Origin of the sequence: Enterobacter chinensis (assembly GCF_034008295.1) — a bacterium.
GTDB lineage: Bacteria > Pseudomonadota > Gammaproteobacteria > Enterobacterales > Enterobacteriaceae > Enterobacter > Enterobacter chinensis.
This window is the reverse complement of sequence record NZ_JARDVI010000002.1, coordinates 630,558-655,886: the sequence shown is the minus strand read 5'-3', so window position 1 is coordinate 655,886 and position 25,329 is coordinate 630,558. Positions and strand designations below refer to the sequence as shown.

Below are 25,329 nucleotides of genomic sequence, written 5' to 3'. Positions count from 1 at the left end.
GCTGCTTCGGGTTTGAATTACGGGTAGAATACCCGGTTTTCAACCACACACGTGTTTACATGGAATCTTCGATGTTAAAAATCTTTAATACAATGACGCGCCAAAAAGAGGAATTTAAACCTATTCATGCCGGGGAAGTCGGCATGTACGTGTGTGGTATTACGGTTTACGATCTCTGTCACATTGGCCATGGCCGTACTTTTGTTGCCTTCGACGTGGTTTCGCGCTACCTGCGTTTTCTGGGCTATACCCTGAAATACGTGCGTAATATCACCGACATCGACGATAAAATTATTAAGCGCGCTAATGAGAACGGCGAAAGCTTTGTTGCGCTGGTCGATCGTATGATCGTGGAGATGCACAAAGATTTCGACGCCTTAAATATTCAGCGCCCGGACAGCGAGCCACGTGCGACCCACCATATTCACGAAATTATCGAGATCACGGAAAAGCTGATCGCGCGCGGTCACGCCTATGTGGCGGACAACGGTGACGTGATGTTCTCGGTGCCGACCGATCCCACCTACGGTTCTCTTTCCCGTCAGGACCTGGACCAGCTCCAGGCCGGCGCGCGCGTTGACGTGGTCGACGTAAAGCGCAACCCGATGGACTTCGTGCTCTGGAAAATGTCCAAAGAGGGCGAACCAAGCTGGCCATCCCCGTGGGGCGAAGGCCGCCCGGGCTGGCACATTGAATGTTCGGCGATGAACTGCAAACAGCTGGGCAAGCACTTTGACATCCACGGCGGCGGTTCGGACCTGATGTTCCCGCACCACGAAAACGAAATCGCGCAGTCCACCTGTGCCCACGGCGGCGAGTACGTTAACTACTGGATGCACTCCGGGATGGTGATGGTTGACCGCGAGAAGATGTCTAAATCGCTGGGTAACTTCTTCACCGTGCGCGACGTGCTGAAGTATTACGACGCGGAAACCGTGCGCTACTTCCTGATGTCCGGCCACTATCGCAGCCAGCTGAACTACAGCGAAGAGAACCTGAAACAGGCGCGCTCGGCGCTGGAGCGTCTGTACACCGCGCTGCGCGGTACCGACAGGTCTGTTCCTGCGGCAGGCGGCGAAGCGTTCGAAGCACGCTTTGTTGAGGTGATGAACGACGACTTCAACACCCCGGAAGCCTACTCCGTGCTGTTCGACATGGCGCGCGAAGTGAACCGCCTGAAGTCAGAAGATATGGCCGCGGCGAATGCGCTGGCGTCCCATCTGCGTAAGCTCTCTTCCGTGCTTGGCCTGCTTGAGCAGGATCCTGACGTGTTCCTGCAGAGCGGTGCGCAGGCGGACGACGGTGAAGTGGCGGAAATTGAAGCGTTGATCAAAGCGCGTCTGGAAGCGCGTCAGGCGAAAGACTGGGCTGCGGCAGATGCGGCGCGTAACCGTCTGACCGAGATGGGTATTATTCTGGAAGACGGCCCGCAGGGCACGACCTGGCGCCGTAAGTAAGTCTGTAATGCCCGGTGGCGCTTCGCTTACCGGGCCTACAAAAGCACGACCGTAGGCCGGGTAAGGCGTAGCCGCCACCCGGCTTTTCTTTTATCTCCGTTTCCACCACAGCAACCCCATCAGCACCACACCCGGTAGCCACACCCACATTAGTTCAGAGAGAATGACCTGGTGCCCGTACGGCGTGGTATAGCGTGACAGCGCAAACGGCGCGACCTTAATCACCTGCCATGGCGCAAAGAAGCGTTCATCTGACCACGGCCACAGCCAGCCGACGCCTTTCCCGCCTGTTGTAATTGAGTCCAGCAGGCTGTGCGAGAGCAATGACATGGTTAAAAACAGCCAGCACCGGGTCAGGCTGGCCCTGAACCATCGTCGGCCGATCAACACGCAGAGTATCGGCACCACAAAGGCAAACAGCAGGGAGTGGGTAAAGCCGCGATGGCCGAAAACGTTGCCGTAAGCGACGCCGAACTTAAACGCCAGCACGTCGGCGTCCGGCAGCATGGCGAGGACAATTCCGGCGAACAGCAGGCGGGGAGGAATAACTTTTGTTCCCAGACCTAAGCCCAGGCAAAGCGGAACAGCAGCGTGAGTAATAACGGTAGGCATCGTATTTATCCGTGGCAAATCATGGAACTATAGCAGTGAATGCTTCACATCCGACCCGTGCTAAATTCTGATTTACGCCGACTCGCGTGCGATAAGCTGTCCGGAGAGCGTAATACGCTGCGTTTGCAGCGTCGGCTCCTTCAGCGTGCGAATAATCAGCCCGGCCGCCTGACGCCCTGTCTCTTCGCTGGCGGACGAGACATAGGTAAATGACGGCGAGGTGAGGTTAACGTGCAGCATATCTTCGAAACCGACCAGCGCAACCTGCTGCGTCAGAAACACATCTTTACCGACCGTACGTCCTACCTGATGAATACCGGAGATGGAGCCTATCATCGCATCCGGCGAGTGGCAGAGCAGGGCGGTGATGGTGTTGTTTTTTTCCAGCAGCTGGCGGGTGGCGAAACCCGCTGCCAGCGTATCATCGCTGCAGGCCGGCGAGTATTCATCGCGCCAGACCAGACCGTTTTGCGTCATCGCGCTGCGAAAGCCGAGCAGACGCTGCTCGCGGATAAGACAGCCTTCACGCCCGCCAATGTAGGCGATATTGCGGTGGCCGCGCTCGATAAGATAACGCACCGCCAGATTTGCCGCCTGACGGTTATCGCGCATCACCAGGTTGCATTTTTCATCCAGTAGCGACTGAGAGACCACCACCAGCGGCAGCGGGCAGTGGCGAATCTGTTCCGGCAGGGTGGACGTGCGGGTGTCCGAAGCCAGATAGATAACCCCGGCGACGCCCTGCTGCTTAAACGACAGCATACAGCGCTCAAGATGGTCAGCGTCATTCTGCGGCTGGCCGAGAAAAACCATATATCCCTGTTTTTCCAGCTCCTGGACGATGCTCGCCATCACCTTGATGGAGAAGCTGTCGCTAAAGTCGCGGAGGATCAGACCAATTAGGTTGGAGGTGTTGGCGCGGAGGTTGGCAGCGGCGACGTTATGAACATAGCCCAGCGTATTGATGGCAGCGTTGACCTTCCCGATCGTTGCCTCTGAGATTTTCCCTTTCTGGCGCAGCACCAGCGAGACGGTTGAGACCGAAACGCCCGCGTGCTTTGCGACATCAATAATGCTGACTTTCTTCAAAACCGCTCCCTGAAATTAACCGATTATCAGCCAGATACGACAATGCGTCTCCCAGCGTACAGGAGACGCGTCGTTCAGGCATCTAATTATTTGCCGATCATGGTGGACATGGTCTGGGCGATAAACTGTGCTCTGGCACCGAAAATCACCTGAATACCGTTGTCGCCGACGAAGACCACGCCGCGCGCGCCGAGTCCGTTCAGTCCGTCTCTGTCTACCACCTCGCTTTTTGCCACTTCCAGGCGCAGGCGGGTGATACAGGAGCCAACGGAGTCGATGTTATGCGCTCCGCCCAGCAGGGTGATGATCTCGGTTGCGAGTTCTGAGTCAGACTTCTCATCCGCGTTGGCGGTCACCTCAGTACGGCCCGGCGTTTTCACGTCGAAACGGCGGATCACAAAGCGGAACGTGAAGTAATAAATCAAGCCCATTGGAATGCCGATGATAATGGCATTCAGGAAGTTGGTCTTGTAACCGTTAAAGGACGGCAGGATCCCGAATGACAGGTAGTCGATAAAGCCCGCGGAGAACGACTTGGCGATATGCGCATGCAATAAATACATGGTCATGTAGGCCAAACCCGCCATGATGGCGTTAAAGACGTACAGAATCGGCGCCACGAAGATAAAGGTAAACTCAACCGGTTCGGTGATCCCCGTCAGGAAGCAGGTGAGCGCCGCGGAGAACAGAATACCGGCCGCGATTTTTTTATTCTTCGTATGGGCTTCGTGATACATCGCCAGGCACGCGGCGGGCAGCGCGAACAGCATCAGCGGGAATTCACCCTGCATGAACTTACCGGCGTTCTGGTAGGTGTCGCTGCTGAAGGATTTCACCCCTTCTTCCAGCATCTTGAACCAGATGGTCTGGTCGCCGTGGATCACCTGGCCTGCCTGGGTGGTGTAGTCCCCAAACGAATACCAGAACGACGGATACCAGATATGGTGCAGGCCGAGCGGAATCAGCGCGCGTTCAACCAGCCCGAAGATAAAGGTCGATGCCGCCTGATTATCGCCGTTAACGACCACCGAGAGCGCGTCGATACCGGCCTGAATATGTTGCCAGACATACGGCAGCAGCAGCCCCATCAGGAATGAGAGGAACGCCGTTGCAATCGCCACGAAGCGCTTACCGGAGAAGAAGCCGAGGAATTCCGGCAGCTGCATGGTGTGGAAGCGGTTATAGCACCAGGCTGCGAGAATACCGCAGATCAGGCCGCCGAAGACGCCCATCTGCAGCGTCGGGATGCCGACGACCATGGCGTATTTTCCGCCTTGAGAGGCCATTTCCGGCGTGATGCTCAGTACGGTGCTGATGGTGATATTTGTGACAAACACCGAGACCGCCGCAGACAGCGCCGCAATGCCGGATTCCGATGCCAGACCGACGGCAGAGCCAATGGCAAACAGCATCGGCAGATTATCAAAGATAACCCCACCCGCGTTCATCATCAGCGGCAAATGAAACTTATCGCCGAAGGCCAGCAGCAGGCCCGCAGCGGGAAGCAGTGAAATTGGCAGCATTAAGGCGCGACCAATCATCGATAACTTAGACAGCGATTTAACAAACCCTGATATCAGACTCATGCTGATTTCCCCCGAGAAGCGCTTTTTTTGGCGCTGTTATTGTAAGTAGAACGTTTTAGTAGAACGTTCTACTTATCGTGGGCAAAGAGTGAAAAACGCGCAACTGAATTTTCATTTTTCAACAGAGGAAATAGTGATTATTTGAAGTTGATCGATAAATAACCGTGATGGGTATGAGGGGATTGTGAGAGAAATTGCCGGGTGGCGGCTTCGCCTTACCCGGCCTACAAGCGGAGATGGTACGTAGGCCCGGTAAGCGCAGCGCCACCGGGCGTCAAACGGCTCAGGCCGTAACGGTCACGCTCTGTCCTTCAAAGCTCACGGTCTGGCCCGCGACAATCTTGCAGCGCTTGCGGGTTTCCACCGCGCCGTCCACTTTCACCCGCCCGTCGGCGATAACGATTTTCGCCTGCGCGCCGCTTTCGCTCCAGCCTTCCAGCTTCAGCAGATCGCACAGCTCAACGTGCGGATGTTTACCTAATGAAAAAGTCGCCATCTTACGCGTCCTCTACGTCGTGATATTCTTCGCATGCCTGCAACGTATTCTGAATCAGTGTTGCAACGGTCATCGGGCCTACGCCGCCTGGTACTGGCGTGATGTAAGAGGCGCGAGCCGCGGCAACTTCATACACCACGTCGCCGACCACTTTGCCGCTTTCCAGACGGTTAATCCCGACGTCCACGACAATCGCACCCTCTTTAATCCATTCGCCCGGAATAAAGCCCGGCTTACCGACCGCGACGATCAGCAGATCGGCGTTTTCTACGTGGTGACGCAGGTTTTTGGTGAAGCGGTGGGTGACGGTGGTGGTGCAACCGGCCAGCAGCAGCTCCATGCTCATCGGACGGCCCACGATGTTGGAAGCACCAATAACCACGGCGTTCAGGCCGTAGGTGTCGATGTTATAACGCTCAAGCAGCGTCACGATACCGCGCGGCGTGCACGGACGCAGACGCGGCGCGCGCTGGCACAGGCGGCCAACGTTGTACGGATGGAAACCGTCAACGTCTTTATCCGGTGCGATACGCTCCAGCACCTTCACGTTGTCGATACCTGCTGGCAGCGGCAACTGAACCAGAATACCGTCGATCTCTTTATCGGCATTCAGGGTGTCAATAAGTTCCAGCAGTTCTGCTTCGCTGGTGGTTTCCGGCAAATCGTAAGAGCGGGAGACGAAGCCCACCTCTTCACACGCTTTGCGCTTGCTGCCGACATAAATCTGCGATGCCGGGTTGCTACCAACCAGCACAACGGCCAGCCCGGGGGCGCGTTTTCCGGCAGCTTTACGCGCCTTCACTTTTTCCGCGACCTCAGAGCGCACCTGCTGCGCAATCGTTTTACCGTCAATAATCTTTGCTGCCATCAGAGAGAAGATTCCGTCTGTAACGTTTGAAAGGGGGGATTGCCTGTATTTTGTCAGAAGCGAGCGCCGCTGTCAGTCACCCTTTACGCGTTTTTATCAGTGAGGCACAAAAACCCTTCTTAGCGGATGGTCAATTTCTTAGGCGGGATTAGGATGTGACCTGGCGAAATGGCAGCGTTTTGACATATTTAAAAAACGCGTCCTGAGCTACTTTGTCTCCTCCGAAATAAGCTTTCAATTAATCAATTGAACGTATTTCTTATTCCCGATTATTCGCGGGAAGGGTTATTTACATTTTAAAGGAATAGACATGAAACTCAGCAACATTGCTTCTACTGTTATTGCTACGTTGGCCCTGGTTGCGGGTGCCGCAAATGCAGCAGATCCTGCCACCCCGGTTTCCGTAAATGGCGGTACCGTACATTTTAAAGGTGAGCTGGTTAATGCTGCTTGTTCAGTAAATACTGATTCTTCCGAGCAGACCGTTAATCTGGGTCAGTATCGTACCGCGAAATTCACTAAAGTGGGCGACACCACCTCCAATATTCCATTCAACATTGAACTGAACGATTGCGATCCGCTGGTAGCGAAAACCGCCGCCGTTGCGTTCACCGGTCAGATCGACCCAACTGACAAAACTCTGCTGGCAGTGACCTCCGGTAGCAACGACAACACCGCGAAAGGCGTAGGTATCGAGATCCTCGACAGCAAATCCAGCGTTCTGACGCCGGACGGTGCAACCTTCTCTGCCGCGCAGAACCTGATCGAAGGGACTAACACCCTGAAGTTCACCGCGCGTTATAAATCAACGGCTGCGACCACCGAGCCGGGCCAGGCAAACGCTGACGCCACCTTCGTAATGAAATACGAGTAATTCCTCCGCACAGGGATGTTCAGGCCTCACGGATGAGGCCCGTCATACGCAAATGCCAGGAACGAAGGATGACAAGGACTGGAACACTACTGCTGTTAACCCTTGCGATGGCTGGCCCGGTATCGGCGCATACCGTGGTGATTGAAGGCGGCAAAGTGCATCTCAGAGGTGAACTGGTGAACGGCGGCTGCGCCGTGGCGCCGGACAGCCAGAATATGCGCATCGACATGGGGCAGTACCGAACCAATTCATTTTCCGGTGTGGGCAGTTTTTCCACGGTAAATGTGCCTTTCACCGTGCGGCTGCTGGACTGCAGCGTTGATGTCTCGCGCACCGTGGGGATCCAGTTTCAGGGTGTCACTCCCGCAGAAGATCCGCAGGTCTTTCTGGCGACATCGCGGCCGGGTGAAACACCTGTCAGCAGCGGCGTTGGGCTGGCGCTCTTTGACGAACAGCAGCGTCAGATTATCCCGAATGCCACGGCCGTCAGCTGGCTGCCGGTCGATACCCGCGAGCTGGCGTTCCATTTTAGCGCCCGCTATCGGGCTATTTCCGAACACCTCGAGCCAGGCAAAATTCAGTCGGATGTCTGGTTTACGCTGATTTATCCATAACACCTGCGAACACATTATTAAAGGTACGGTTGTGATGAATACCCTAATTAAACCAGGACTTTTTTTATCGTTTATTTTAATGATGGTTTCTGCATGCGCGAATGCGTCCGGCGGAATTGCGCTGGGGGCCACGCGCGTTATTTACCCGGCCGATGCGAAGCAAACGTCGCTGGCGATCACCAACAGCAACAAACAAGAACGCTATTTAATTAACGCGTGGATCGAAAATGCGAACGGGCAAAAAGAAAAAACCTTTGCCGTTACCCCGCCATTGTTTGTGAGCGAGCCGGACAGCGAAAACACGCTGCGTATTATTTATGCCGGGCCCGCACTGCCTGCCGATCGCGAATCGCTCTTTTACATGAACGTGAAAGCGATCCCGTCAGTGAACAAAGCGAAAACCGAAAACAATAACGTGCTGCAGCTGGCGATCCTCTCGCGCATCAAGCTGTTTGTGCGCCCGAACAACCTGGCGATGCAGCCGGAAGAGGCACTTTCCCAGCTGCGGTTTGAGCGTGCCGGCAACCATCTCAAAGTCAGCAACGCGTCCCCGTACTACATCACTTTGGTCAATCTGAAACTGGGCGGGCAGACGCTGGATAACCTGATGGTTGCGCCGAAAAGCTCGGCGCAGCAGGTGCTGCCAGCCGGTGCCGGCGGCACGCTTTCCTGGCAGAGCGTGAATGACTATGGTGCCATCACGCCGGCGCGTAGCGTTAACCTGTGAGCAGAGTCAGGGCGATGAAAAACCACCAGGGACGTTACTGCCCGGTTGCACTGGCGCTGATGGCGGCGCTCTGGCCGCAGGCTGGCTGGAGCGAAAGTTATTTCAACCCGGCCTTCTTGTCCGACGACGCCGCCAGCGTGGCGGATTTGTCGCGTTTTGAACAAGGGCACCAGCAGGCACCTGGCGTTTATCGCGTGGATATCTGGCGTAACGATGAGTTTATCGGTACCCAGGACGTGCGTTTTGAGCAGGCCGAGAACACGCCGCCGGTGGCGGGCGGGTTATCGCCGTGTATTACCCGCGCGATGCTCGATCGCTTTGGCGTCAACGCTGCGGCGTTTCCCGAGCTGGCTAACGTGCAGGGCGAGACCTGCGTTCCGCTGACCACGGCCATTCCCGGCAGCGAAACGGTATTCAACTTTGCCTCGCAGCGTTTGAACGTCAGCCTGCCGCAGGTGGCGTTGCAAAACAGCGCCCGGGGCTACATTCCGCCTGAACAGTGGGATGAAGGCATCCCCGCCGCACTGGTGAACTACAGCTTCTCGGGCAACCGGGGAAGCGAAGACGACAGCTACTACCTGAACCTGCAGAGCGGGTTGAACTACGGCGCCTGGCGTTTACGTAACAACGGCGCATGGCGGTACACGCAGAATAACGGGCAGCGGCACAGCGAGTGGCAGAATATCGGCACCTGGGCGCAGCGCACCGTCATTCCGTTAAAAAGTGAACTGGTGCTGGGCGACAGCAATACCGGGAATGACGTCTTCGACAGCGTGGGCTTTCGCGGCGGTCGGCTTTTCTCGTCTGACAGCATGTACCCGGACAGCCTGCAGGGCTACGCACCGACCGTGCGCGGGATTGCCCGGACGCCCGCCAAAGTGGTAGTGCGTCAGAACGGCTACGTTATCTATCAAAGCTATGTGCAGCCCGGCGCATTTGCCATTACCGATCTCAACCCGACCTCCTCAAGCGGTGACCTGGAAGTGACGGTCGAAGAGAAAGACGGCACCCAGCAGCGCTATACCGTGCCGTATTCCACCGTGCCGCTCCTGCAGCGTGAAGGGCGCTGGAAGTACGACCTCGTCGCGGGGGATTACCGCAGCGGTAACAGCGATCAGGATACACCGTTCTTCACCCAGGGAACGCTGATTACCGGCCTTGCCAACGGTTACACGCTCTACGGCGGCACGCAGCTGGCGTCACGCTATACCGCGGTGGCCATCGGGGCCGGAAAAAACCTCGGCGACTGGGGCGCGGTTTCGCTTGATATCACCCACGCCCGCAGCCAGCTCGCGGACGACAGCAAACATGAAGGCCAGTCTCTGCGCTTCCTCTATGCGAAATCCCTTAACGGCTTCGGCACCAACTTCCAGCTGCTGGGCTACCGCTACTCCACAAAAGGGTTTTATACCCTGGACGATGTCGCCTGGCGCTCAATGGAAGGCTATCAGTATGCCGACAGTCAGGACGATAACGATGTGCCGGACGTGCAGAGTTATCACAACCTGACGTGGAATAAAAAAGGCCGCTTTCAGCTCAACGTTTCTCAGTCGCTGGGGGATTACGGCTCGGTGTACATCTCCGGTAGCGAGCAGACCTACTGGGGAACGGACGAGACGAACCTCTGGTATCAGCTGGGGTATGCGGGGGGCGTGAAGGGGGTTAACTACTCCGTTTCGTGGTCGTGGAACAAATCCGTCGGGATCGACGGTACCGACCGGATCGCGTCGTTTAACGTCTCCGTGCCGTTCAGCCTCTTTACCCGTCAGGGCTATCGCCGGGACAGCGTCATTGACAGGGCCTACGCCACGGCGTCCGCCAGCCGAAACAGCGATGGCGACACAAGCTGGCAAACCGGGGTCAGCGGAACGTTGCTGGAGGATCGCAACCTGAACTACAGCGTGACCCAGGGACACGCCAGCACCAACGGCTCAAGCGGAAGCGCCAGCGCCAACTGGCAGGCCACCTACGGCACGCTGGGCGTGGGCTACAACTACAGCCGCGATCAGCACGATCTCAACTGGCAGCTCTCCGGCGGGGTGGTCGGCCATGCTGACGGCGTGACCTTCAGCCAGCCGCTGGGCGACACCAACGTGCTGATCAAAGCGCCGGGGGCATCAGGCGTCAGCGTCGAAAACCAGACCGGCGTGAGAACCGACTGGCGCGGCTATGCGGTGATGCCGTATGCCACCGTCTATCGCTACAACCGCGTGGCGCTGGATACCAACACCATGAGCAACAATACCGATATCGAAAACAACGTGAGCAGCGTGGTGCCGACCAAAGGCGCGCTGGTGCGTGCCAGCTTTGATACCCGCATTGGCGTGCGCGCGCTGCTGACGGTGACGCGCGGCAACCAGCCCGTGCCGTTCGGCGCGGTGGTCCGTGAAACCCAGAGTGGCGTGACCAGCATGGTGGGGGATGACGGACAAATTTACCTGAGTGGGCTGCCGCTGGAGGGCGAGCTGCTGATCCAGTGGGGCGACGGGGCACAATCCCAGTGTCGTGCGCCTTACAGCTTGCCTGAACAGAGCCTGCAACAGGCAATCACGCTTAAGGGGATTCGCTGTGATTAAAACTCAATACCTTGCCTTGTCGCTGCTGGCATTACTGCCTGCGACAAACGCATTCGCGACCGTGTGCGTCAATGAAAAAGGCGTGCCGACAGAGGTGCATTACAACCTGACGGATAAATTCAATAGTTCGAATAATCAGATTGGGCAGGTCGTGACGCTCAGCGAGAAGTCGCAGTGGGTAGGGGTGAATGCCGTCTGCCCGAAGGGCACGACCGGAAATACCACCAAGCGTAGCTATGTGACGGATTACCCGATCACCGGAACCAGCGATGGCTACCAGTATCTGAAACTTAACGACTATCTGGACGGGGCCATGAAAATCACGGACAGCTTTGCTGGCGTGTTTTATCCGCCCAAAAGCTATATTCAGATGGGCAGCCATCCTAACGTCTCCAAAAACAAACCGTTTGGCGTTCAGGACTCCAGCCTTGTCTTCCGTCTGAAAGTGACCCGGCGTTTTATTAATATGGTGGTGATCCCGCGTGCCACCATGTTCCGCGTTTATGTGACCACCACGTCTTCCGATCCGTTAACCTCGCCGGTCTATACCATCAGCTACAGCGGAACCATACAGGTGCCGCAAAGCTGTGCCATTAATGCCGGTAACGTAGTGGAGTTTGACTTCGGTGACATTGGCGCCTCCTTGTTCAGCAAAGCGGGCGTGGGTAATAAACCGGAGGGGGTCACATCGCAAAGCAAAACCATCGCGATCAAATGCACCAACGTGGAGGCGAACGCCATGCTGACGATGCGCGTCGAGGCGGAAAAAGTCTCTGATAACGTGCTGGTGTCGGATAACCCGGACGTGGGGTTCATCATTGCCAACGAGAGCGGTGCGCCGCTCACGCCCAATAACCTGACAAGCAAAATTCCGTTCCGCCTGGACGACAGCGCGCAGGCACAGGTAGGGATCCGGGTCTGGCCGGTGAGCGTGACGGGCAATAAGCCTGCGGAAGGGCGTTTCACCTCGCGCGGGTATTTGCGCGTGGATTACGACTAAGGAGCCGATATGCGAAACGGGATCCGTTTTATCACCGTGGCGCTCTTTGCGCTTTGCACCCAGGCTCAGGCGGACACCGCATTGGGTGAAATTAACATTCGGCTCTACGGCAATATTGTCGATTTCACCTGCGTTGCCGAAGGCAGCGACAGCGACAAGGCCGTCCCGCTGGGTACCTGGCCGACGAAACAGCTCAGCACCACCGGGAGCCGCACGCAGCCCATGCCGTTTACGCTCAAGCTGACCGGCTGCCCGCCAGGGGCGGCATCCATTACGTTTTCGGGTAAAGCCGATGGGAGCAATAACGGTTTGCTGGCGCTAAATGACGCCAGTACAGCAAGCCGTGTCGCGGTGGAGATCAGGGATGCGGATAAAACGCGTCTGGCTCTCCAGCAGGCCAGCCAGCCGGTTTCGGTTGATGCGCAGGGGAATGCGACATTGTCGTTTTATGCCAATTATATCGCCACTGCCGATAACCCTCAGCCCGGCCGAGCTGATGCAGATGCTACCTTCATGATTAATTATAATTAGCACTGACCGCACTCCCTGAAGCTCAGATAAGCTGCAGGGAGTGAATTCAGGTTATAGCAGTTCGTGCGCTTTGGCGTAATCAATTAATTCCACGATGCTTTGCACACCTAGCTTGGAATAAATATTGGATTTGTGCGCGCTAATGGTCTTGTTGCTTAATAGTAGCTGCTCAGCAATTTCCTTATTGGATAATCCATTCGCCAGATACCGTAATACCGTAACCTCGCGGTTCGATAATGGCATATCTACTGCCATCCCTTTCCCTGAACCCAAATGGTTTATAAAATTCAGCGTTTCCGACGGGAAAAAAGAATAGCCCATCAGAATCATTTCTACGGCGTTGTAGATCTCACCCAAATCTTTTCGTTTGCTGACAAAACCGTTTGCCCCGGCGCGAATGGCGCGACCCGAGTAAAATAACTCTGATTTAGACGAGAGGAACAGAACCTTGATGTTCTTGTTTAAATTTTTGATTCTCTTAAGTAAAGAGAAAGCATCCGTGCCCGTGAGTTCAATGTCAAGGATCACCAGATCGATAGGGTGATTGCGGATACAGTCAAGGACTTCATGGCTATCGCCAGACTTGAGCTTGACTGTGATATTCTTATTTTTCTGTAGCAGGACTTCTATCGACATTCTGACGATAGGATGTTCGTCCATAATGATAACGGATGCCGGTTTCATTTTTAATGCCTCAGATTGTTAAAAGCGTTATGCAGAGTTTGGTAAAACTCTCGAAATGCCGGAAGGATATAATGTGCAGATCCCTATACCGTAGTATTTCCCTGGAAAGAGCGAAAGCATCCCTGTTAACGTAATGAAAAGAACTATGCCTCAGCGCGGTCATCTCATTTGGCTGGTGTTGGCAAAAAGATTTTTCTTATTCAGATTTGGTACGCATCTTATTATACAGAGTAAGTTTTTTCCGAAAACCCTGTAAATTAATATCCGCTTAAGGGTTTGTATTATCTTCTGGATCTGAATCGCTATTTTTTTAAAATTAGCGGAAATATCCTGTTATCCCATTTACCGCATATTTTCATCTTTATGTAATAACAAAAAATAACAGATATCTCTGTATGTTGATCAATTGTTAACAAAAATACACCTCATTTCGGGGGACGACCCTACGGCGGTGAGGTGATAAATTGCCCTCGCAGGCCGTCAGGCCTTCATCTGAAAGTACCCCGGTTGACCAGGGTAACGGCGTCTGCTGCACAGGAGAACATGCTGCCCGCTTTGCTTTTTACTCCTGGGAGGTGTCGCTAAGCTGCTTGTTTTTACATCATTATCATCTTATTAACGCTTTCTGCATTCACTTAACGGATGGAGGAAAGTGCTGCCGTTCCGTCAATCTGTGGCATTTCACAAGGTTCGTGCCCATAAATTAGGAATAGTTGTAATTTCGTTTTTAATGTTAAGAAATAACATTTCTGTAACGCTGCTGGTAAGTAAATTCCTAAACCGCTTTAGGAAATAAGGGGTTAGGACGTGAGTGAAAACGTGCAGTCCGAAAGGTTATTAAGAAGATGCAGCAATTCCTGGCGATGGCTTAGCCCGAGTTTCAGCAGGATGCAGCTGAGACGATAAATAATGCGGCTATAGGGACGATTCTGCATAAGGGCAATCTGACGCAATGTCCTGCCCCGTGAGAGCTCCTGCAGGATGGGCCATTCGTTGCGAGAGAACCAGTCTTTGTCGGAACCCTGTGGAGGGCTGGTATCCAGCAGGCTGTGCTGGAGAGCCGCGGCGTTCAGCTGACGTTCGAGCACATGAAAGGGACCGGCCGCTTTGCAGAAGAGGCGGGTGTCGTAATTGTCGGCCCGAATTAACAGCCAGGGCGTAAGGAAAGGAGGAAACAGGCTATGCCTTCTCAACTGATCCAGGTTTTCCAGAAGCCCCGTGGACCGGCTCTCAATATCCACGACCAGACGGGCTGATGGCCACTGCGTTTGAGCGATAAGGGCGTCGTCCAGCGTGGCGTAGTCGCAGCAGCTGCTCAGGGGAAACTGCCCGTTGAGAAAACCGGTGCGCAGGAAGTGATCCTCCGTCACCAGAATGATAAACGGAGCGTCTGTTTTGCGGGGCTGGCTGATGGACTGGCTCAAAAATTCGAGCCGGTCGAAAAAGGGGGGAGCAAAAGGTGAGCGCGTAAATCCCAGTGCATCACTTCCGGTACGCCGCCGCCGGTAACGGCGCACTGTCATTCGCATGGTCTCCCTCCTGGAAATGGCGTTTTAATCCTCCGGCCATGTCCAGGACGGCCAGTAATATCCCTGGCCGAGATCTGCGCCTGCCTGCAGTGCCCAGGTACGATCGCGTTCAGTCTCAATACCTTCGATAAGCACTTTCCCGGCAAGCTGAAAGCAAAGGGAAACCAGTTGCCTCAGCGCAGGGGTATCGCGTAAACGCCAGAATGCTTCCTTATCTATTTTGATGCCGCTTAACGGGAGTCGGCAGGCTAAAAACGACTGCGCTAAGACTTCATCCACGTCATCCAGCCAGATTGCGTGTCCCTGTTTTCTGAGCTGCTGCAGATTCTGAATGACGCGCTGCTTCTGCGCGACGGGCAGCGCCAAAAAGGACGCGAGGTCGACAATCTCAATACTGAGCGGCGCGGCTGACAACCTGATAAGCCGCTGAAAAGACGCAGGCTCTGTCAGGACGGTTATCGGCAGATTAATAAAAAGGTTATGACCGTGCGGCGTATTTTTTAACGCGGCAAGCTGCGCTTCAAGCAGCGTTATCGACCAGCCTGCAGACCGATCGCAAAAAAAATCCTCGCTGTGCCGCGTGTCTGACAGAACGCTAAGTACCTCCACACCCACCAGGCGCAAGGAGGCGAGGGCGACGATAGGCTCAAGCTTAATGCCGACGATGTCCTGAGAAATGTACTGCAACCGGGGGGGCGTATCGATCGGGTTTTGCGCTGTCACTCCATTGTCCTGTTGTCTGTCAGCCTCCAGGGGGCCGGGATACCAGGCTCTAGTGTGACGAGCTGACGTACAGGAAAACAGCAGGCGTTACTTAAATGCAACTAAGCCTTTTCGCAGCACGAAATTGTACGGGAGAAAATCGGGGGGATGGAGAAAAAACAGCCATATTTACAATCAACTAGCCCTAATCAGGCCAGAAAACGGAAAAGGCATTGACTCACCTGCCATTGACCGTATAATTCTTCGCGTTTCATCGCCGCGAAGTTCACTCTTCTCAGTGCGCCCTTAGCTCAGTTGGATAGAGCAACGGCCTTCTAAGCCGTAGGTCGTAGGTTCGAATCCTACAGGGCGTGCCATTTAGTCTCAGCGCAATTCTTCCCCAGACCTACCAGCCACTACCGTTCCTTCACCCTGTGCCTGAATTTAACCGTCGGATTTGCATGGTTAATTCTGGATGTGTATCATCTTGCTCCCGGCTCTATAGCCTGTCGGTGAGTACCTTTGTTCCATCATCGACCGGTCAGCAAGGGCCACCATACCGCCACTAGCTCATCGGGAAGAGCGACAACCAGGATGTTGTAGTACGGGGTTCGAGGCTCCGGTGGCGGACCAACGCCGACTTAGCTCAGTAGGTAGAGCAACTGACTTGTAATCAGTAGGTCACCAGTTCGATTCCGGTAGTCGGCACCATATTTATGGCTTCCCCGCGGGATGCCTCCGGCACGACATTCCTTTTCACTGTTGTTCATACCGGTCATGAAGGACATTTATGTGGTATTTACTCGCAGCATCGCTTGCCGCACTCTCCCTTAATAAAAGCCTGGCTTACCTGATGCTGGGGTTAACGGCATTTCTCGGCTGGAAACAGAGCATTCTTGACGCCCCTGCGCTGCTGGTTATTGCATCAATCGTTGTTGGCTGGTCTGTTGTTGAATGGCTCCGCAATAAAAATAATAAATATACTTATCTGGTCGAAGTCCTGTGCGTGGTCATCGCCGTTGCCCTGGTTTTGCATGCGATCCCGGGCTTCCATAACCCCAAAGTGCTTGATGCTGTCGTCGTTGGTCCGCAAAGCATACCGTTCAGTATGTACTTTAATATGGACAAGGCCGTGGTGCCGTTCTTTTTAATTACATGCATGTCAACGTTATTCGTAGCAAAACCCCTCTATAAAGCGGGTAAGGTCAGCTGGGGAATATTGATTCTTGCGATACCCGCTCTGTTACTTCTTGCTGTTGCGTTGGGGGGGCTGAGAATTGAGCCGCATGCGCCAGAATGGTTCGCTCAATTTGCCCTTGCGAATATTTTCTTCGTCTCTTTGGCCGAGGAAGCCTTGTTCAGAGGCTACCTGCAGCAACGCTTGTCCCGGATTATTCATCCTGTTGTCGCGCTGTTGATTGCCTCAGTCATCTTTGGGCTGATGCATTATAGCGGCGGTTTACTATTGATTATTTTTGCCAGCCTCGCCGGTATTATTTACGGCCTGGCGTGGATGTGGAGCGGCAGGCTCTGGGTTGCAACGTTATTCCATTTTGGGCTGAACTGCGTGCATTTATTGTTCTTCACCTATCCGATGTATGCCCCTCACGCGGCTACGTGATGCGTTTTTTAATAGTAGCCTTATAATTTGGCTACTTCTGGATAAGCATAAAAAGCCCCGAAATATCGGGGCTTTTTTATATATGCCGGGCGCGTAAATAACAAATTTCACTTCGCGTCAGAATGAATAGAAGGCTAATTAATTTCATTGCGGGCAGGCTTAAGGCTTTCTTAATCTAAAAATTATCTCGGATTAAAATTTGGGTTTTTATCATTCTAAAACCTGCAATAAAGAAATTTTACACTTTTACGTCTAAACTCGATTGATACTAATTATCATTAGCGTTGTTGTATGATTTAATCCTCTCCCACAAAGCTATGAGTGGTTACTCCCGTTGGTCTATTAAGGATATGTTCATGAATTCTCGCCTGCTGTCCTGCTTCTCGCTTGCCTTGTTGTCTTCATCACTTTTCCTTTCTACACAATCGGTTGCTGCCGAAAACAACGAAGGTATCGTTGTCTATAACGCGCAGCATGAAAACCTGGTGAAGTCGTGGGTTGACGGTTTTACCAAAGAAACCGGCATCAAAGTGACTTTGCGTAACGGCGATGACAGCGAGCTGGGTAACCAGCTGGTTCAGGAAGGCAGCGCATCCCCGGCTGACGTATTCCTGACCGAGAACTCGCCGTCAATGGTGCTGGTGGATAATGCCAACCTGTTTGCGCCGCTGGAGGCAGACACCCTGAAGCAGGTACCGGCGGAATATCGTCCGGCGCACGGTCGCTGGATCGGCATCGCCGCCCGCAGCACGGTGTTTGTCTATAACCCGGAAAAACTGAGCGAACAGCAGCTGCCTAAATCGCTGATGGATCTGGCAAAACCCGAGTGGAAAGGCCGCTGGGCGGCATCACCGTCAGGCGCGGATTTCCAGGCCATCGTGAGCGCAATGCTGGCCCTGAAAGGCGAGCAGGCTACCCTGGAATGGCTCAAGGCGATGAAAGCCAATTTCGTTGCCTATAAAGGCAACAGCACCGTGATGAAAGCGGTCAATGCCGGCCAGATTGATGGCGGCGTGATCTATCACTATTACCGCTTTGTCGATCAGTCCAAAACGGGCGAAAACAGCAAAAACACCAAACTCTATTACTTCAAACACCAGGATCCGGGCGCGTTTGTTAGCCTCTCTGGTGGTGGTGTGCTGGCGTCCAGCAAACACAAAGCGCAGGCGCAGGCCTTCATCAAATACATTACCGGTAAAGAAGGTCAGGAAAGTCTGCGTACCAACAATGCCTTTGAATACGCCGTGGGCGTGAACGCGGCCTCAAACCCGAAACTGGTTCCGCTGAAAGATCTTGATGCACCGAAAGTTGAACCTTCAGCGCTCAACAGTAAAAAAGTTATCGAGCTGATGACGCAAGCCGGCCTGCTGTGATCCTGAGAGTGAAGTGAAGGTCTTATGTCTGGTCTGAGTCTCGACATCGGAAAAAACAGAGTGCAGGAGCCTGCTCGCAGGCGTCCTGCACTGCCGATGGTTGCGTTAGCTGTATTGTTTTCATTAATGGCGCTTCTGCCTTTGGGTTTTATCATTGCCATTGGCATTGAGACGGGCTGGGAAACCATTAAGGCGCTGGTGTTCCGCCCGCGTGTTGCTGAACTCCTCAGCAACACGCTGTGGCTGACGGCTTTAGCGGTACCGCTCTGTATCGTGACGGGTGTGGCGATCGCCTGGCTCACCGAGCGCACGCAGCTTGCCGGGCGGGGGATCTGGTCTGCGCTGGCGGTGGCCCCGCTGGCGATCCCGGCGTTTGTGCAAAGCTATGCCTGGGTGAGCGTTGTCCCGTCGATGCACGGGCTCTCCGCAGGCGTTTTCCTCTCCGTTCTTGCCTACTATCCATTTATCTACATGCCGGTTGCGGCTGTGCTGCGCCGCCTTGACCCGACGCTCGAAGATGTTGCCGCGTCGCTCGGCACGCCGCCGTGGCGGGTCTTTTTCCGCGTGGTGCTGCCCCAGCTCAAGCTGGCTATCTGCGGCGGCGCGCTGCTGGTGGCGCTGCACCTGCTGGCAGAATATGGCCTGTACGTGATGATCCGCTTTGATACCTTCACCACGGCGATTTATGACCAGTTCCAGTCTACCTTCAGCGGCCCGGCAGCGAACATGCTGGCGGGCGTGCTGGCCTTGTGCTGCCTGGCTATTTTAGTGCTGGAAGGCGTGACGCGCGGAAAAGCACGCTACGCGCGCATTGGCGCGGGGGCCGCGCGCGAGCAGAAACGCTGGCCGTTGAAGCCTGCGGCCGCCGCGCTGGGTCAGCTGTTTTTCATCGTGCTGATCGTGCTGGCGCTGGGCGTGCCGTTAATTGTTCTGTGCCGCTGGATTTGGCTCGGCGGCGTACAAAACTGGATGAGCGCCGATCTCTGGCACTCGCTGCGCCAGACGCTGATGCTCGGCGTGGGCGGAGCCCTGCTGACTACCGCATGCGTGATCCCCATTGCGTGGCTCGGTATTCGCTATCCGCACCGCATCTTCCGGATGCTGGAAGGGTGCATCTATATCACCAGCTCACTGCCGGGGATTGTCACGGCGCTCGCCCTGGTCACCGTCACCATTCATTACGCCCGTCCCATTTACCAGACGGAAATAACCCTGTTCCTTGCCTACCTGCTGATGTTTATGCCCCGTGCGCTCATCAACCTGCGGGCGGGGATTGCGCAGGCGCCGGTCGAGCTGGAAAACGTGGCGCGCAGCCTGGGCAGCACGCCCGCGAAGGCGCTCTGGAGCGTCACGATGCGGCTGGCCGCGCCGGGTGCGGCGGCGGGGGCAGCGCTGGTTTTCCTCGGCGTCAGCAACGAATTGACCGCCACGCTGTTGCTCTCTCCACTGGGCACGCGCACGCTCTCCACCGGATTCTGGGCGCTGACCAGTGAAATCGATTATGTGGCTGCCGCGCCTTACGCGATGCTGATGATCCTGATTTCACTCCCGCTGACCGCCATTCTCTATATGCAGTCGAAGAAAATTGCAGGGCTCTGACATGCTTGAATTAACCGCCATTTCTAAATCGTTTTCTGATGTGCAGGTGCTCGACAGCTTAAACCTGAGCGTTGCGCCGGGGAGCAGGACGGCCATTGTCGGGCCGTCCGGGTCGGGTAAAACCACGCTGCTGCGTATTCTTGCCGGGTTTGAAACGCCAGACACCGGGCGCATTGTCATGCAGGGGAGAACGCTGTTCGATGAAAACAGTTTTGTTCCCGCCCACCTGCGCCGGATCGGTTTTGTGCCTCAGGAGGGCGCGCTGTTCCCCCACCTCAATGTGGCAGATAACATTGCCTGGGGGCTGGACGGTACCCGCCACGAGAAGCGCCAGCGCGTTGAGGCGCTGATGGAGATGGTCTCTCTGGACAAGCAGCTCGCGACGCACTGGCCCCATGAGATTTCTGGCGGACAGCAGCAGCGCGTGGCCCTTGCCCGCGCGCTGGCCCAGCGTCCTTCAGTGATGCTGCTGGATGAACCGTTCTCGGCGCTGGATACCGGCCTGCGGGCCATGACGCGTAAAGCCACGGCCGATCTGCTGGCTGAAGCGGGCGTGGCCTCGATTCTGGTCACCCACGATCAGAACGAAGCGTTGTCCTTTGCCACTCAGGTTGCCGTCATGCGTTCCGGACGCTTCACGCAGGTCGGGACGCCTTATGAGGTTTACACCCGTCCCGTTGACGAAGAGACGGCGCTATTTCTTGGCGATGCGCTGATCCTGCCGGCAGAGCTCACCGCGGGTTACGCCGTGTGCGCGCTGGGCGAGGTGCCCACGGATAATGCCCATGCGACAGGACAGGGCAGAGTGATGCTGCGCCCGGAACAACTGAGCGTGACGGCATGTGCCTCGCATGAAAGCCCGATCTCCATTCTTGACGTGGACTTTACCGGCCAGCTGTCGACGCTCACCCTTGCGTTAGCCGGGGAGCAACAACCCGTTATTCTGAAGACCGTAAGCCAGCCAGGATGGAACCCCGGCACGGCGGTACGCATTGATATTGCTGGCTCCGCGCGGGTATTCGAATATTCTTAATATTCGTTAGTAATTTCATGCAACGGGTTGTTATAAAAGAATTTTCCCGAACGTATGGCATTTCCTCAGATTCTCTACCATGCTCATAAAACCTCACCATCCAGTGTGAGGTTTTTTGTAGTTGCTGATTAATCTCAAGGAAAAAGGTTATGAAAAAGACGACTGCTATTTTGTTGGGAACGGCATTACTGTTTACGACCAATGCTTTTGCTGCACAGCTACTGACTAAAAGCGAGTTCAAGAAAGTTGCGTCTCAGTATAAAAAAATCGGTACGGTAAACACCTCGAATGAGGTATCGGTTGATGATGCAAAAAAAGAACTGATTGAGAAAGCCGATAAAAAAGGCGCGGATGTCCTGGTGCTCACTTCCGGGAACACCAACAATAAAATTCACGGTACGGCCAATATTTACAAGAAAAAATAACGTTATTGCGGCCACCCCATTATGGGGTGGTTGTTCTTCATCTTCTCTCGCCACGCTTCCCTCCCGTACCCGGTTATACTTGCTAACGCATAGATAATGCGTATAGTTCTCATTTGCATTGCAACCAATATATTCTAAGGCCCGATAACGGGCCATTTTTGCGCGCACTTTCGAATGAGTTAACGATGAACAACACCAAAATACACAAAACGCTGCTGGCGCTCGCCGTTGGCGCGGTGACACATTCCGCCTTCGCAGCGGACGATAAAAAAGAAGACACCATTGTTGTGCAGTCTGCACCTGCCAGCGATTTTAAACCCGGCGGTGACCAGCCAGTGCCAGCCTTCCTTGACGGACAGGTCGCGAACGGCGGGCGTATGGGGATGCTCGGCCAGCAGAACGCCATGGATGTGCCGTTCAACATCATCAGCTACACCTCGAAGCTGGTGGAAGATCAGCAGGCGAAAACCATCGCTGACGTTGTCGCCAACGACGCGGGGGTACAGTTCGTTCAGGGCTACGGCAACAGCGCGGAAACTTACCGCATCCGCGGCCTGAAGTTCGACGGCGACGACATGACCTTTGGCGGGCTGTCCGGCGTTCTGCCGCGCCAGGTGGTGGATGCCCAGATGGTCGATCGCATTGAGATCTTCAAAGGGGCAAATGCCCTGATGAACGGCGCGGCGAGCTCCGGCGTGGGCGGGATGATCAACCTTGAGCCAAAACACGCGGGCGAGATCCCGCAGGCGAAAGTCGGGGTCGACTACACCTCGGATTCACAGATTGGTACCACGCTGGATGCGGGTCGTCGCTATGGTGACAACGACCAGCTTGGCGCGCGGGTGAACCTGGTGCATCGTGAAGGGGAAACCGGCGTACCGAACGATCGCCGACGCACCACGCTGCTTTCAACCGGCCTCGATTACAAAGGTGACCGCTTGCGCACCTCGCTGGATCTGGGCTATCAGAAAAAGACCTTCCACGGCAGCCCGACCAGCGTCAATATTTCGGCGGTGGATTTTGTGCCCGAGCCGCCGAAAAACGATCGCAACATCTCGCAGAAGTGGGCCTACAGCAATATCGAGAACGAGTTTGGGATGTGGCGCAGCGAGTACGACATCAGCGACAGCTGGACGGTCTATACCGGCCTGGGGGCCCAGCACGCGCACGAGGAAGGCACCTACAGCGCACCGAAGCTGGTTGATAAAAGCGGTAAGGCGACGGTCAGCCGCCTCGACACCAACCGCATCAGCGACGCCGTCAGCGGGATGGCGGGTATTCGCGGTAACTTTACTACCGGCTTTGTGTCGCATAAGGTGAACGTCGGCTATTCAGCGATGACGAAAAACGAAAAAATCGCGTGGAAAATGTCGGCAGCGAAGGATAACCCGACGACCAACATCTACCACAACACCGGCGTCGATATGCCGGACAGTACCAACTTCAACGGCTCTGGCGGAAAGTACAGCGATCCGCTGACCAGCGGACGCACCCGAACCCAGGGCTGGCTGCTGAGCGATACGCTGGGCGTACTGGACGATAAGCTGTTGTTCACCGCCGGGGCGCGCCACCAGAAAGTGGTCATCCGCGGGTATAACAAAATCACCGGTGCGGAAAACGACGCGGACGGCTTCGACGGCAGCCGCTGGATGCCAACCTACGGCGTCGTCTACAAGCCGTGGGAGCAAATCTCCCTCTATGCTAACCATACCGAAGCGCTGCAGCCGGGTAAAAACGCGCCTGACAGCGCCACTAACTACGGGCAGAGCACCGGTATCGTTCACTCTAAGCAGAATGAAGTGGGCGTGAAGGCCGACTTCGGTCGCGTAGGCGGCTCTCTGGCGCTGTTCGAAATCAAAATGCCTTCCGCTATTCTCGACAGCCAGACGAAGCATTACGGCCTGGACGCCGAGCAGCGCAACCGCGGCGTTGAGCTGAATGTGTTTGGCGAGCCGGTGCTGGGGATGCGTCTCAACGCCAGCGCCACCTGGCTACAGGCGGAGCTGACCAAAACCAATAACGGTCTCAACCAGGGTAATGACGCGATCGGTGTCCCGAACTTCTACGCCGTGCTGGGTGCGGAATATGACATTAAACCGATTGATGGCCTGACCGCGACCGCGCGCGTAAACCACTCCGGCACGCAGTATGCCGACCTCGCGAACAGCAAAAAGCTCGACAGCTACACCACGCTGGATCTGGGGATGCGCTATCGCTTCGCGGTGAACCACAATGCAAACCAGATGACGGTTCGCGCCGGCATCGACAACGTGACCAACGAAAACTACTGGGCCAGCGTGGACGATTCCGGCACCTACATCACTCAGGGTGAACCGCGGACCTTTAAGGTCTCGGTTGGCTACGAGTTCTAAGCGTTCCACCTCGTTATCCGGGGCAGGGATGCCCCAATCCCTTGCTACCTCCAGCATGAAGTGTTAAAACGTGCCCCTTCTAAAAAAGAGACAGGGGTAGGACGTGAAAGACGCGTCATCCGCTTCAGGCCATGGTAGCGCTGAAGCCTCGTCGGATCAGAATCCGACGCTGCAACGTGGTTTGCAAAATCGACATATTCAGTTAATTGCCCTTGGCGGCGCGATCGGTACCGGGCTTTTTCTCGGCATTGGCCCCGCTATTCAGATGGCTGGCCCGGCGGTTCTGCTGGGTTACGGTATCGCCGGGGTTATCGCCTTCCTGATCATGCGCCAGCTTGGCGAGATGGTTGTTGAAGAGCCGGTTTCAGGCTCCTTCGCGCACTTTGCTTATAAATACTGGGGCCCGTTTGCAGGCTTCCTTTCCGGTTGGAACTACTGGGTGATGTTCGTGCTGGTGGGGATGGCGGAGCTGACCGCCGCAGGTATCTATATGCAGTACTGGCTGCCGGATGTCCCGACGTGGATCTGGGCGGCGGCCTTCTTCATCATTATTAACGCCATTAACCTCGTCAACGTGCGCCTGTACGGTGAAACCGAGTTCTGGTTTGCGCTGATTAAAGTGCTGGCGATTATCGGCATGATCGGCTTTGGTCTCTGGCTGCTGTTCTCCGGCCACGGCGGCGAGCGCGCCACGATCGACAACCTGTGGCAGCACGGCGGTTTCCTCGCCACCGGCTGGAAAGGGCTCATTCTCTCCCTGGCGGTGATCATGTTCTCCTTCGGTGGGCTGGAGCTGATTGGCATTACCGCCGCCGAAGCGCGCGACCCGCACAAGAGCATTCCAAAAGCGGTTAACCAGGTGGTGTACCGTATTCTGCTGTTCTACATCGGCTCGCTGGTGGTGCTGCTGGCGCTCTATCCGTGGGTGGAAGTGAAATCCGACAGCAGCCCGTTCGTGATGATTTTCCACGATTTGAACAGCAACGTGGTCGCTTCTGCGCTGAACTTCGTTATCCTGGTCGCGTCACTGTCGGTCTACAACAGCGGCGTCTACTCTAACAGCCGCATGCTGTTTGGCCTCTCCGTACAGGGCAACGCGCCGAAGTTCCTCACCCGCGTCAGCCGTCGCGGCGTGCCGGTGAATTCCCTGCTGCTTTCTGGTGCCATTACGTCGCTGGTAGTGCTGATCAACTACCTGCTGCCGAAAGAGGCCTTTGGCCTGCTGATGGCGCTGGTTGTCGCTACGCTGCTGCTGAACTGGATAATGATCTGCCTGGCGCACCTGCGCTTTCGCGCCGCGATGCGCCGCAAGGGACGCGAAACGCAGTTCAAGGCGCTGCTCTATCCGGCGGGCAACTATATCTGTATCGCTTTCCTGGGGCTGATTCTGGTGCTGATGTGCACCATGGATGACATGCGTCTGTCGGCGATGCTGCTGCCGGTGTGGGTGGTGTTTCTGTTTATCGCGTTTAAGCTCTCGCGTAAAAAGTAGCACGGTTTTCTCCCTCTCCCTGTGGGAGAGGGCCGGGGTGAGGGCACCAGACCGCACCCGCCTTCACGC

General features: G+C 55.4%; 22 protein-coding genes and 2 tRNA genes. 16 read left to right on the top strand and 8 right to left on the bottom strand.

Going from position 1 to position 25,329, the window contains the following annotated elements; translation table 11 throughout:
* The first annotated feature begins 71 nt into the window (after positions 1-71).
* On the top strand, positions 72-1,457 hold the full coding sequence (gene cysS, locus PYW49_RS08085; RefSeq protein WP_023334763.1) for a cysteine--tRNA ligase: 1,386 nt from the start codon (positions 72-74) through the stop codon (positions 1,455-1,457).
* A 90-nt stretch (positions 1,458-1,547) separates the two neighbouring features.
* Here the strand turns inward: cysS and PYW49_RS08080 are convergent, their stop codons facing one another.
* The 5 genes from PYW49_RS08080 to folD form a co-directional block, all read right to left on the bottom strand.
* Positions 1,548-2,069: a metal-dependent hydrolase gene (locus tag PYW49_RS08080; protein WP_320386191.1), complete on the bottom strand. Its 522-nt coding sequence runs from the start codon at positions 2,067-2,069 to the stop codon at positions 1,548-1,550.
* A 72-nt stretch (positions 2,070-2,141) separates the two neighbouring features.
* Positions 2,142-3,158, bottom strand: a complete 1,017-nt coding sequence (malI, locus tag PYW49_RS08075; RefSeq protein WP_134348568.1) for a Mal regulon transcriptional regulator MalI — start codon at positions 3,156-3,158, stop codon at positions 2,142-2,144.
* A gap of 86 nt (positions 3,159-3,244) precedes the next feature.
* Positions 3,245-4,744, bottom strand: coding sequence for a PTS transporter subunit EIIC (locus PYW49_RS08070; RefSeq protein ID WP_320386190.1), 1,500 nt, complete (start codon positions 4,742-4,744; stop codon positions 3,245-3,247).
* Between the two features lie 283 nt (positions 4,745-5,027).
* Entirely contained in the window at positions 5,028-5,240 is a 213-nt protein-coding gene (ybcJ, locus tag PYW49_RS08065; protein WP_010428256.1) for a ribosome-associated protein YbcJ, read from the bottom strand.
* Position 5,241: 1 nt separating this feature from the next.
* Complete coding sequence (gene folD / locus PYW49_RS08060; RefSeq protein ID WP_320386189.1) at positions 5,242-6,108, bottom strand: bifunctional methylenetetrahydrofolate dehydrogenase/methenyltetrahydrofolate cyclohydrolase FolD; 867 nt, start codon at positions 6,106-6,108, stop codon at positions 5,242-5,244.
* 310 nt (positions 6,109-6,418) lie between these two features.
* Here folD and fimA point away from each other — a divergent pair, with 310 nt between their 5' ends.
* The 6 genes from fimA (at position 6,419) to sfmF (ending at position 12,430) form a co-directional block, all read left to right on the top strand.
* Positions 6,419-6,982 carry a type 1 fimbrial major subunit FimA gene (fimA, locus tag PYW49_RS08055; RefSeq protein WP_134348566.1) on the top strand — a complete coding sequence of 188 codons (564 nt, stop codon included), beginning with the start codon at positions 6,419-6,421 and terminating at the stop codon, positions 6,980-6,982.
* A 68-nt stretch (positions 6,983-7,050) separates the two neighbouring features.
* On the top strand, positions 7,051-7,596 hold the full coding sequence (fimI, locus tag PYW49_RS08050; protein ID WP_047347218.1) for a type 1 fimbrial protein subunit FimI: 546 nt from the start codon (positions 7,051-7,053) through the stop codon (positions 7,594-7,596).
* 34 nt (positions 7,597-7,630) lie between these two features.
* Complete coding sequence (gene fimC / locus PYW49_RS08045) at positions 7,631-8,323, top strand: type 1 fimbria chaperone FimC (protein WP_134348565.1); 693 nt, start codon at positions 7,631-7,633, stop codon at positions 8,321-8,323.
* A gap of 14 nt (positions 8,324-8,337) precedes the next feature.
* Positions 8,338-10,899 (top strand): fimbrial biogenesis usher protein, encoded by a 2,562-nt coding sequence (locus PYW49_RS08040; RefSeq protein ID WP_320386188.1) that lies wholly within the window; start codon positions 8,338-8,340, stop codon positions 10,897-10,899.
* Positions 10,892-11,899: a type 1 fimbria D-mannose specific adhesin FimH gene (gene fimH, locus PYW49_RS08035; protein WP_320386187.1), complete on the top strand. Its 1,008-nt coding sequence runs from the start codon at positions 10,892-10,894 to the stop codon at positions 11,897-11,899. Before PYW49_RS08040 ends, fimH begins: the two co-directional genes overlap by 8 nt.
* A gap of 9 nt (positions 11,900-11,908) precedes the next feature.
* Positions 11,909-12,430, top strand: a complete 522-nt coding sequence (gene sfmF, locus PYW49_RS08030) for a fimbria assembly protein (protein WP_320386186.1) — start codon at positions 11,909-11,911, stop codon at positions 12,428-12,430.
* A gap of 51 nt (positions 12,431-12,481) precedes the next feature.
* On the opposite strand, the gene fimZ is transcribed toward sfmF, so the two are convergent.
* The 3 genes from fimZ to PYW49_RS08015 all read right to left on the bottom strand — a co-directional run bounded on the left by fimZ (position 12,482) and on the right by PYW49_RS08015 (position 15,366).
* Entirely contained in the window at positions 12,482-13,114 is a 633-nt protein-coding gene (gene fimZ / locus PYW49_RS08025) for a fimbria biosynthesis transcriptional regulator FimZ (RefSeq protein ID WP_134348561.1), read from the bottom strand.
* A gap of 800 nt (positions 13,115-13,914) precedes the next feature.
* On the bottom strand, positions 13,915-14,643 hold the full coding sequence (locus PYW49_RS08020; RefSeq protein ID WP_320386185.1) for a helix-turn-helix transcriptional regulator: 729 nt from the start codon (positions 14,641-14,643) through the stop codon (positions 13,915-13,917).
* Positions 14,644-14,667: 24 nt separating this feature from the next.
* Entirely contained in the window at positions 14,668-15,366 is a 699-nt protein-coding gene (locus tag PYW49_RS08015; protein ID WP_320386184.1) for an EAL domain-containing protein, read from the bottom strand.
* A gap of 279 nt (positions 15,367-15,645) precedes the next feature.
* Between PYW49_RS08015 and PYW49_RS08010 the strand changes: the two genes are divergently transcribed.
* The 9 genes from PYW49_RS08010 to pheP all read left to right on the top strand — a co-directional run bounded on the left by PYW49_RS08010 (position 15,646) and on the right by pheP (position 25,260).
* Positions 15,646-15,722 (top strand) — tRNA-Arg (locus PYW49_RS08010).
* A 258-nt stretch (positions 15,723-15,980) separates the two neighbouring features.
* A tRNA-Thr gene (locus PYW49_RS08005) sits at positions 15,981-16,056 on the top strand.
* Positions 16,057-16,135: 79 nt separating this feature from the next.
* A complete protein-coding gene (locus PYW49_RS08000) occupies positions 16,136-16,966 on the top strand; it encodes a CPBP family intramembrane glutamic endopeptidase (RefSeq protein WP_320386183.1) in 831 nt (276 codons plus the stop codon).
* A 356-nt stretch (positions 16,967-17,322) separates the two neighbouring features.
* Positions 17,323-18,339, top strand: coding sequence for an iron ABC transporter substrate-binding protein (locus PYW49_RS07995; RefSeq protein ID WP_134348557.1), 1,017 nt, complete (start codon positions 17,323-17,325; stop codon positions 18,337-18,339).
* A 24-nt stretch (positions 18,340-18,363) separates the two neighbouring features.
* Positions 18,364-19,938 carry an ABC transporter permease gene (locus PYW49_RS07990; protein ID WP_063429328.1) on the top strand — a complete coding sequence of 525 codons (1,575 nt, stop codon included), beginning with the start codon at positions 18,364-18,366 and terminating at the stop codon, positions 19,936-19,938.
* Between the two features lies 1 nt (position 19,939).
* A complete protein-coding gene (locus PYW49_RS07985) occupies positions 19,940-20,971 on the top strand; it encodes an ABC transporter ATP-binding protein (protein WP_320386182.1) in 1,032 nt (343 codons plus the stop codon).
* 149 nt (positions 20,972-21,120) lie between these two features.
* Positions 21,121-21,396, top strand: coding sequence for a DUF1471 family periplasmic protein YahO (yahO, locus tag PYW49_RS07980; protein WP_023310654.1), 276 nt, complete (start codon positions 21,121-21,123; stop codon positions 21,394-21,396).
* A gap of 185 nt (positions 21,397-21,581) precedes the next feature.
* Positions 21,582-23,768 carry a TonB-dependent receptor gene (locus PYW49_RS07975; protein WP_320386181.1) on the top strand — a complete coding sequence of 729 codons (2,187 nt, stop codon included), beginning with the start codon at positions 21,582-21,584 and terminating at the stop codon, positions 23,766-23,768.
* Positions 23,769-23,871: 103 nt separating this feature from the next.
* Positions 23,872-25,260, top strand: a complete 1,389-nt coding sequence (gene pheP, locus PYW49_RS07970; protein WP_134348554.1) for a phenylalanine transporter — start codon at positions 23,872-23,874, stop codon at positions 25,258-25,260.
* Positions 25,261-25,329: the final 69 nt, after the last annotated feature.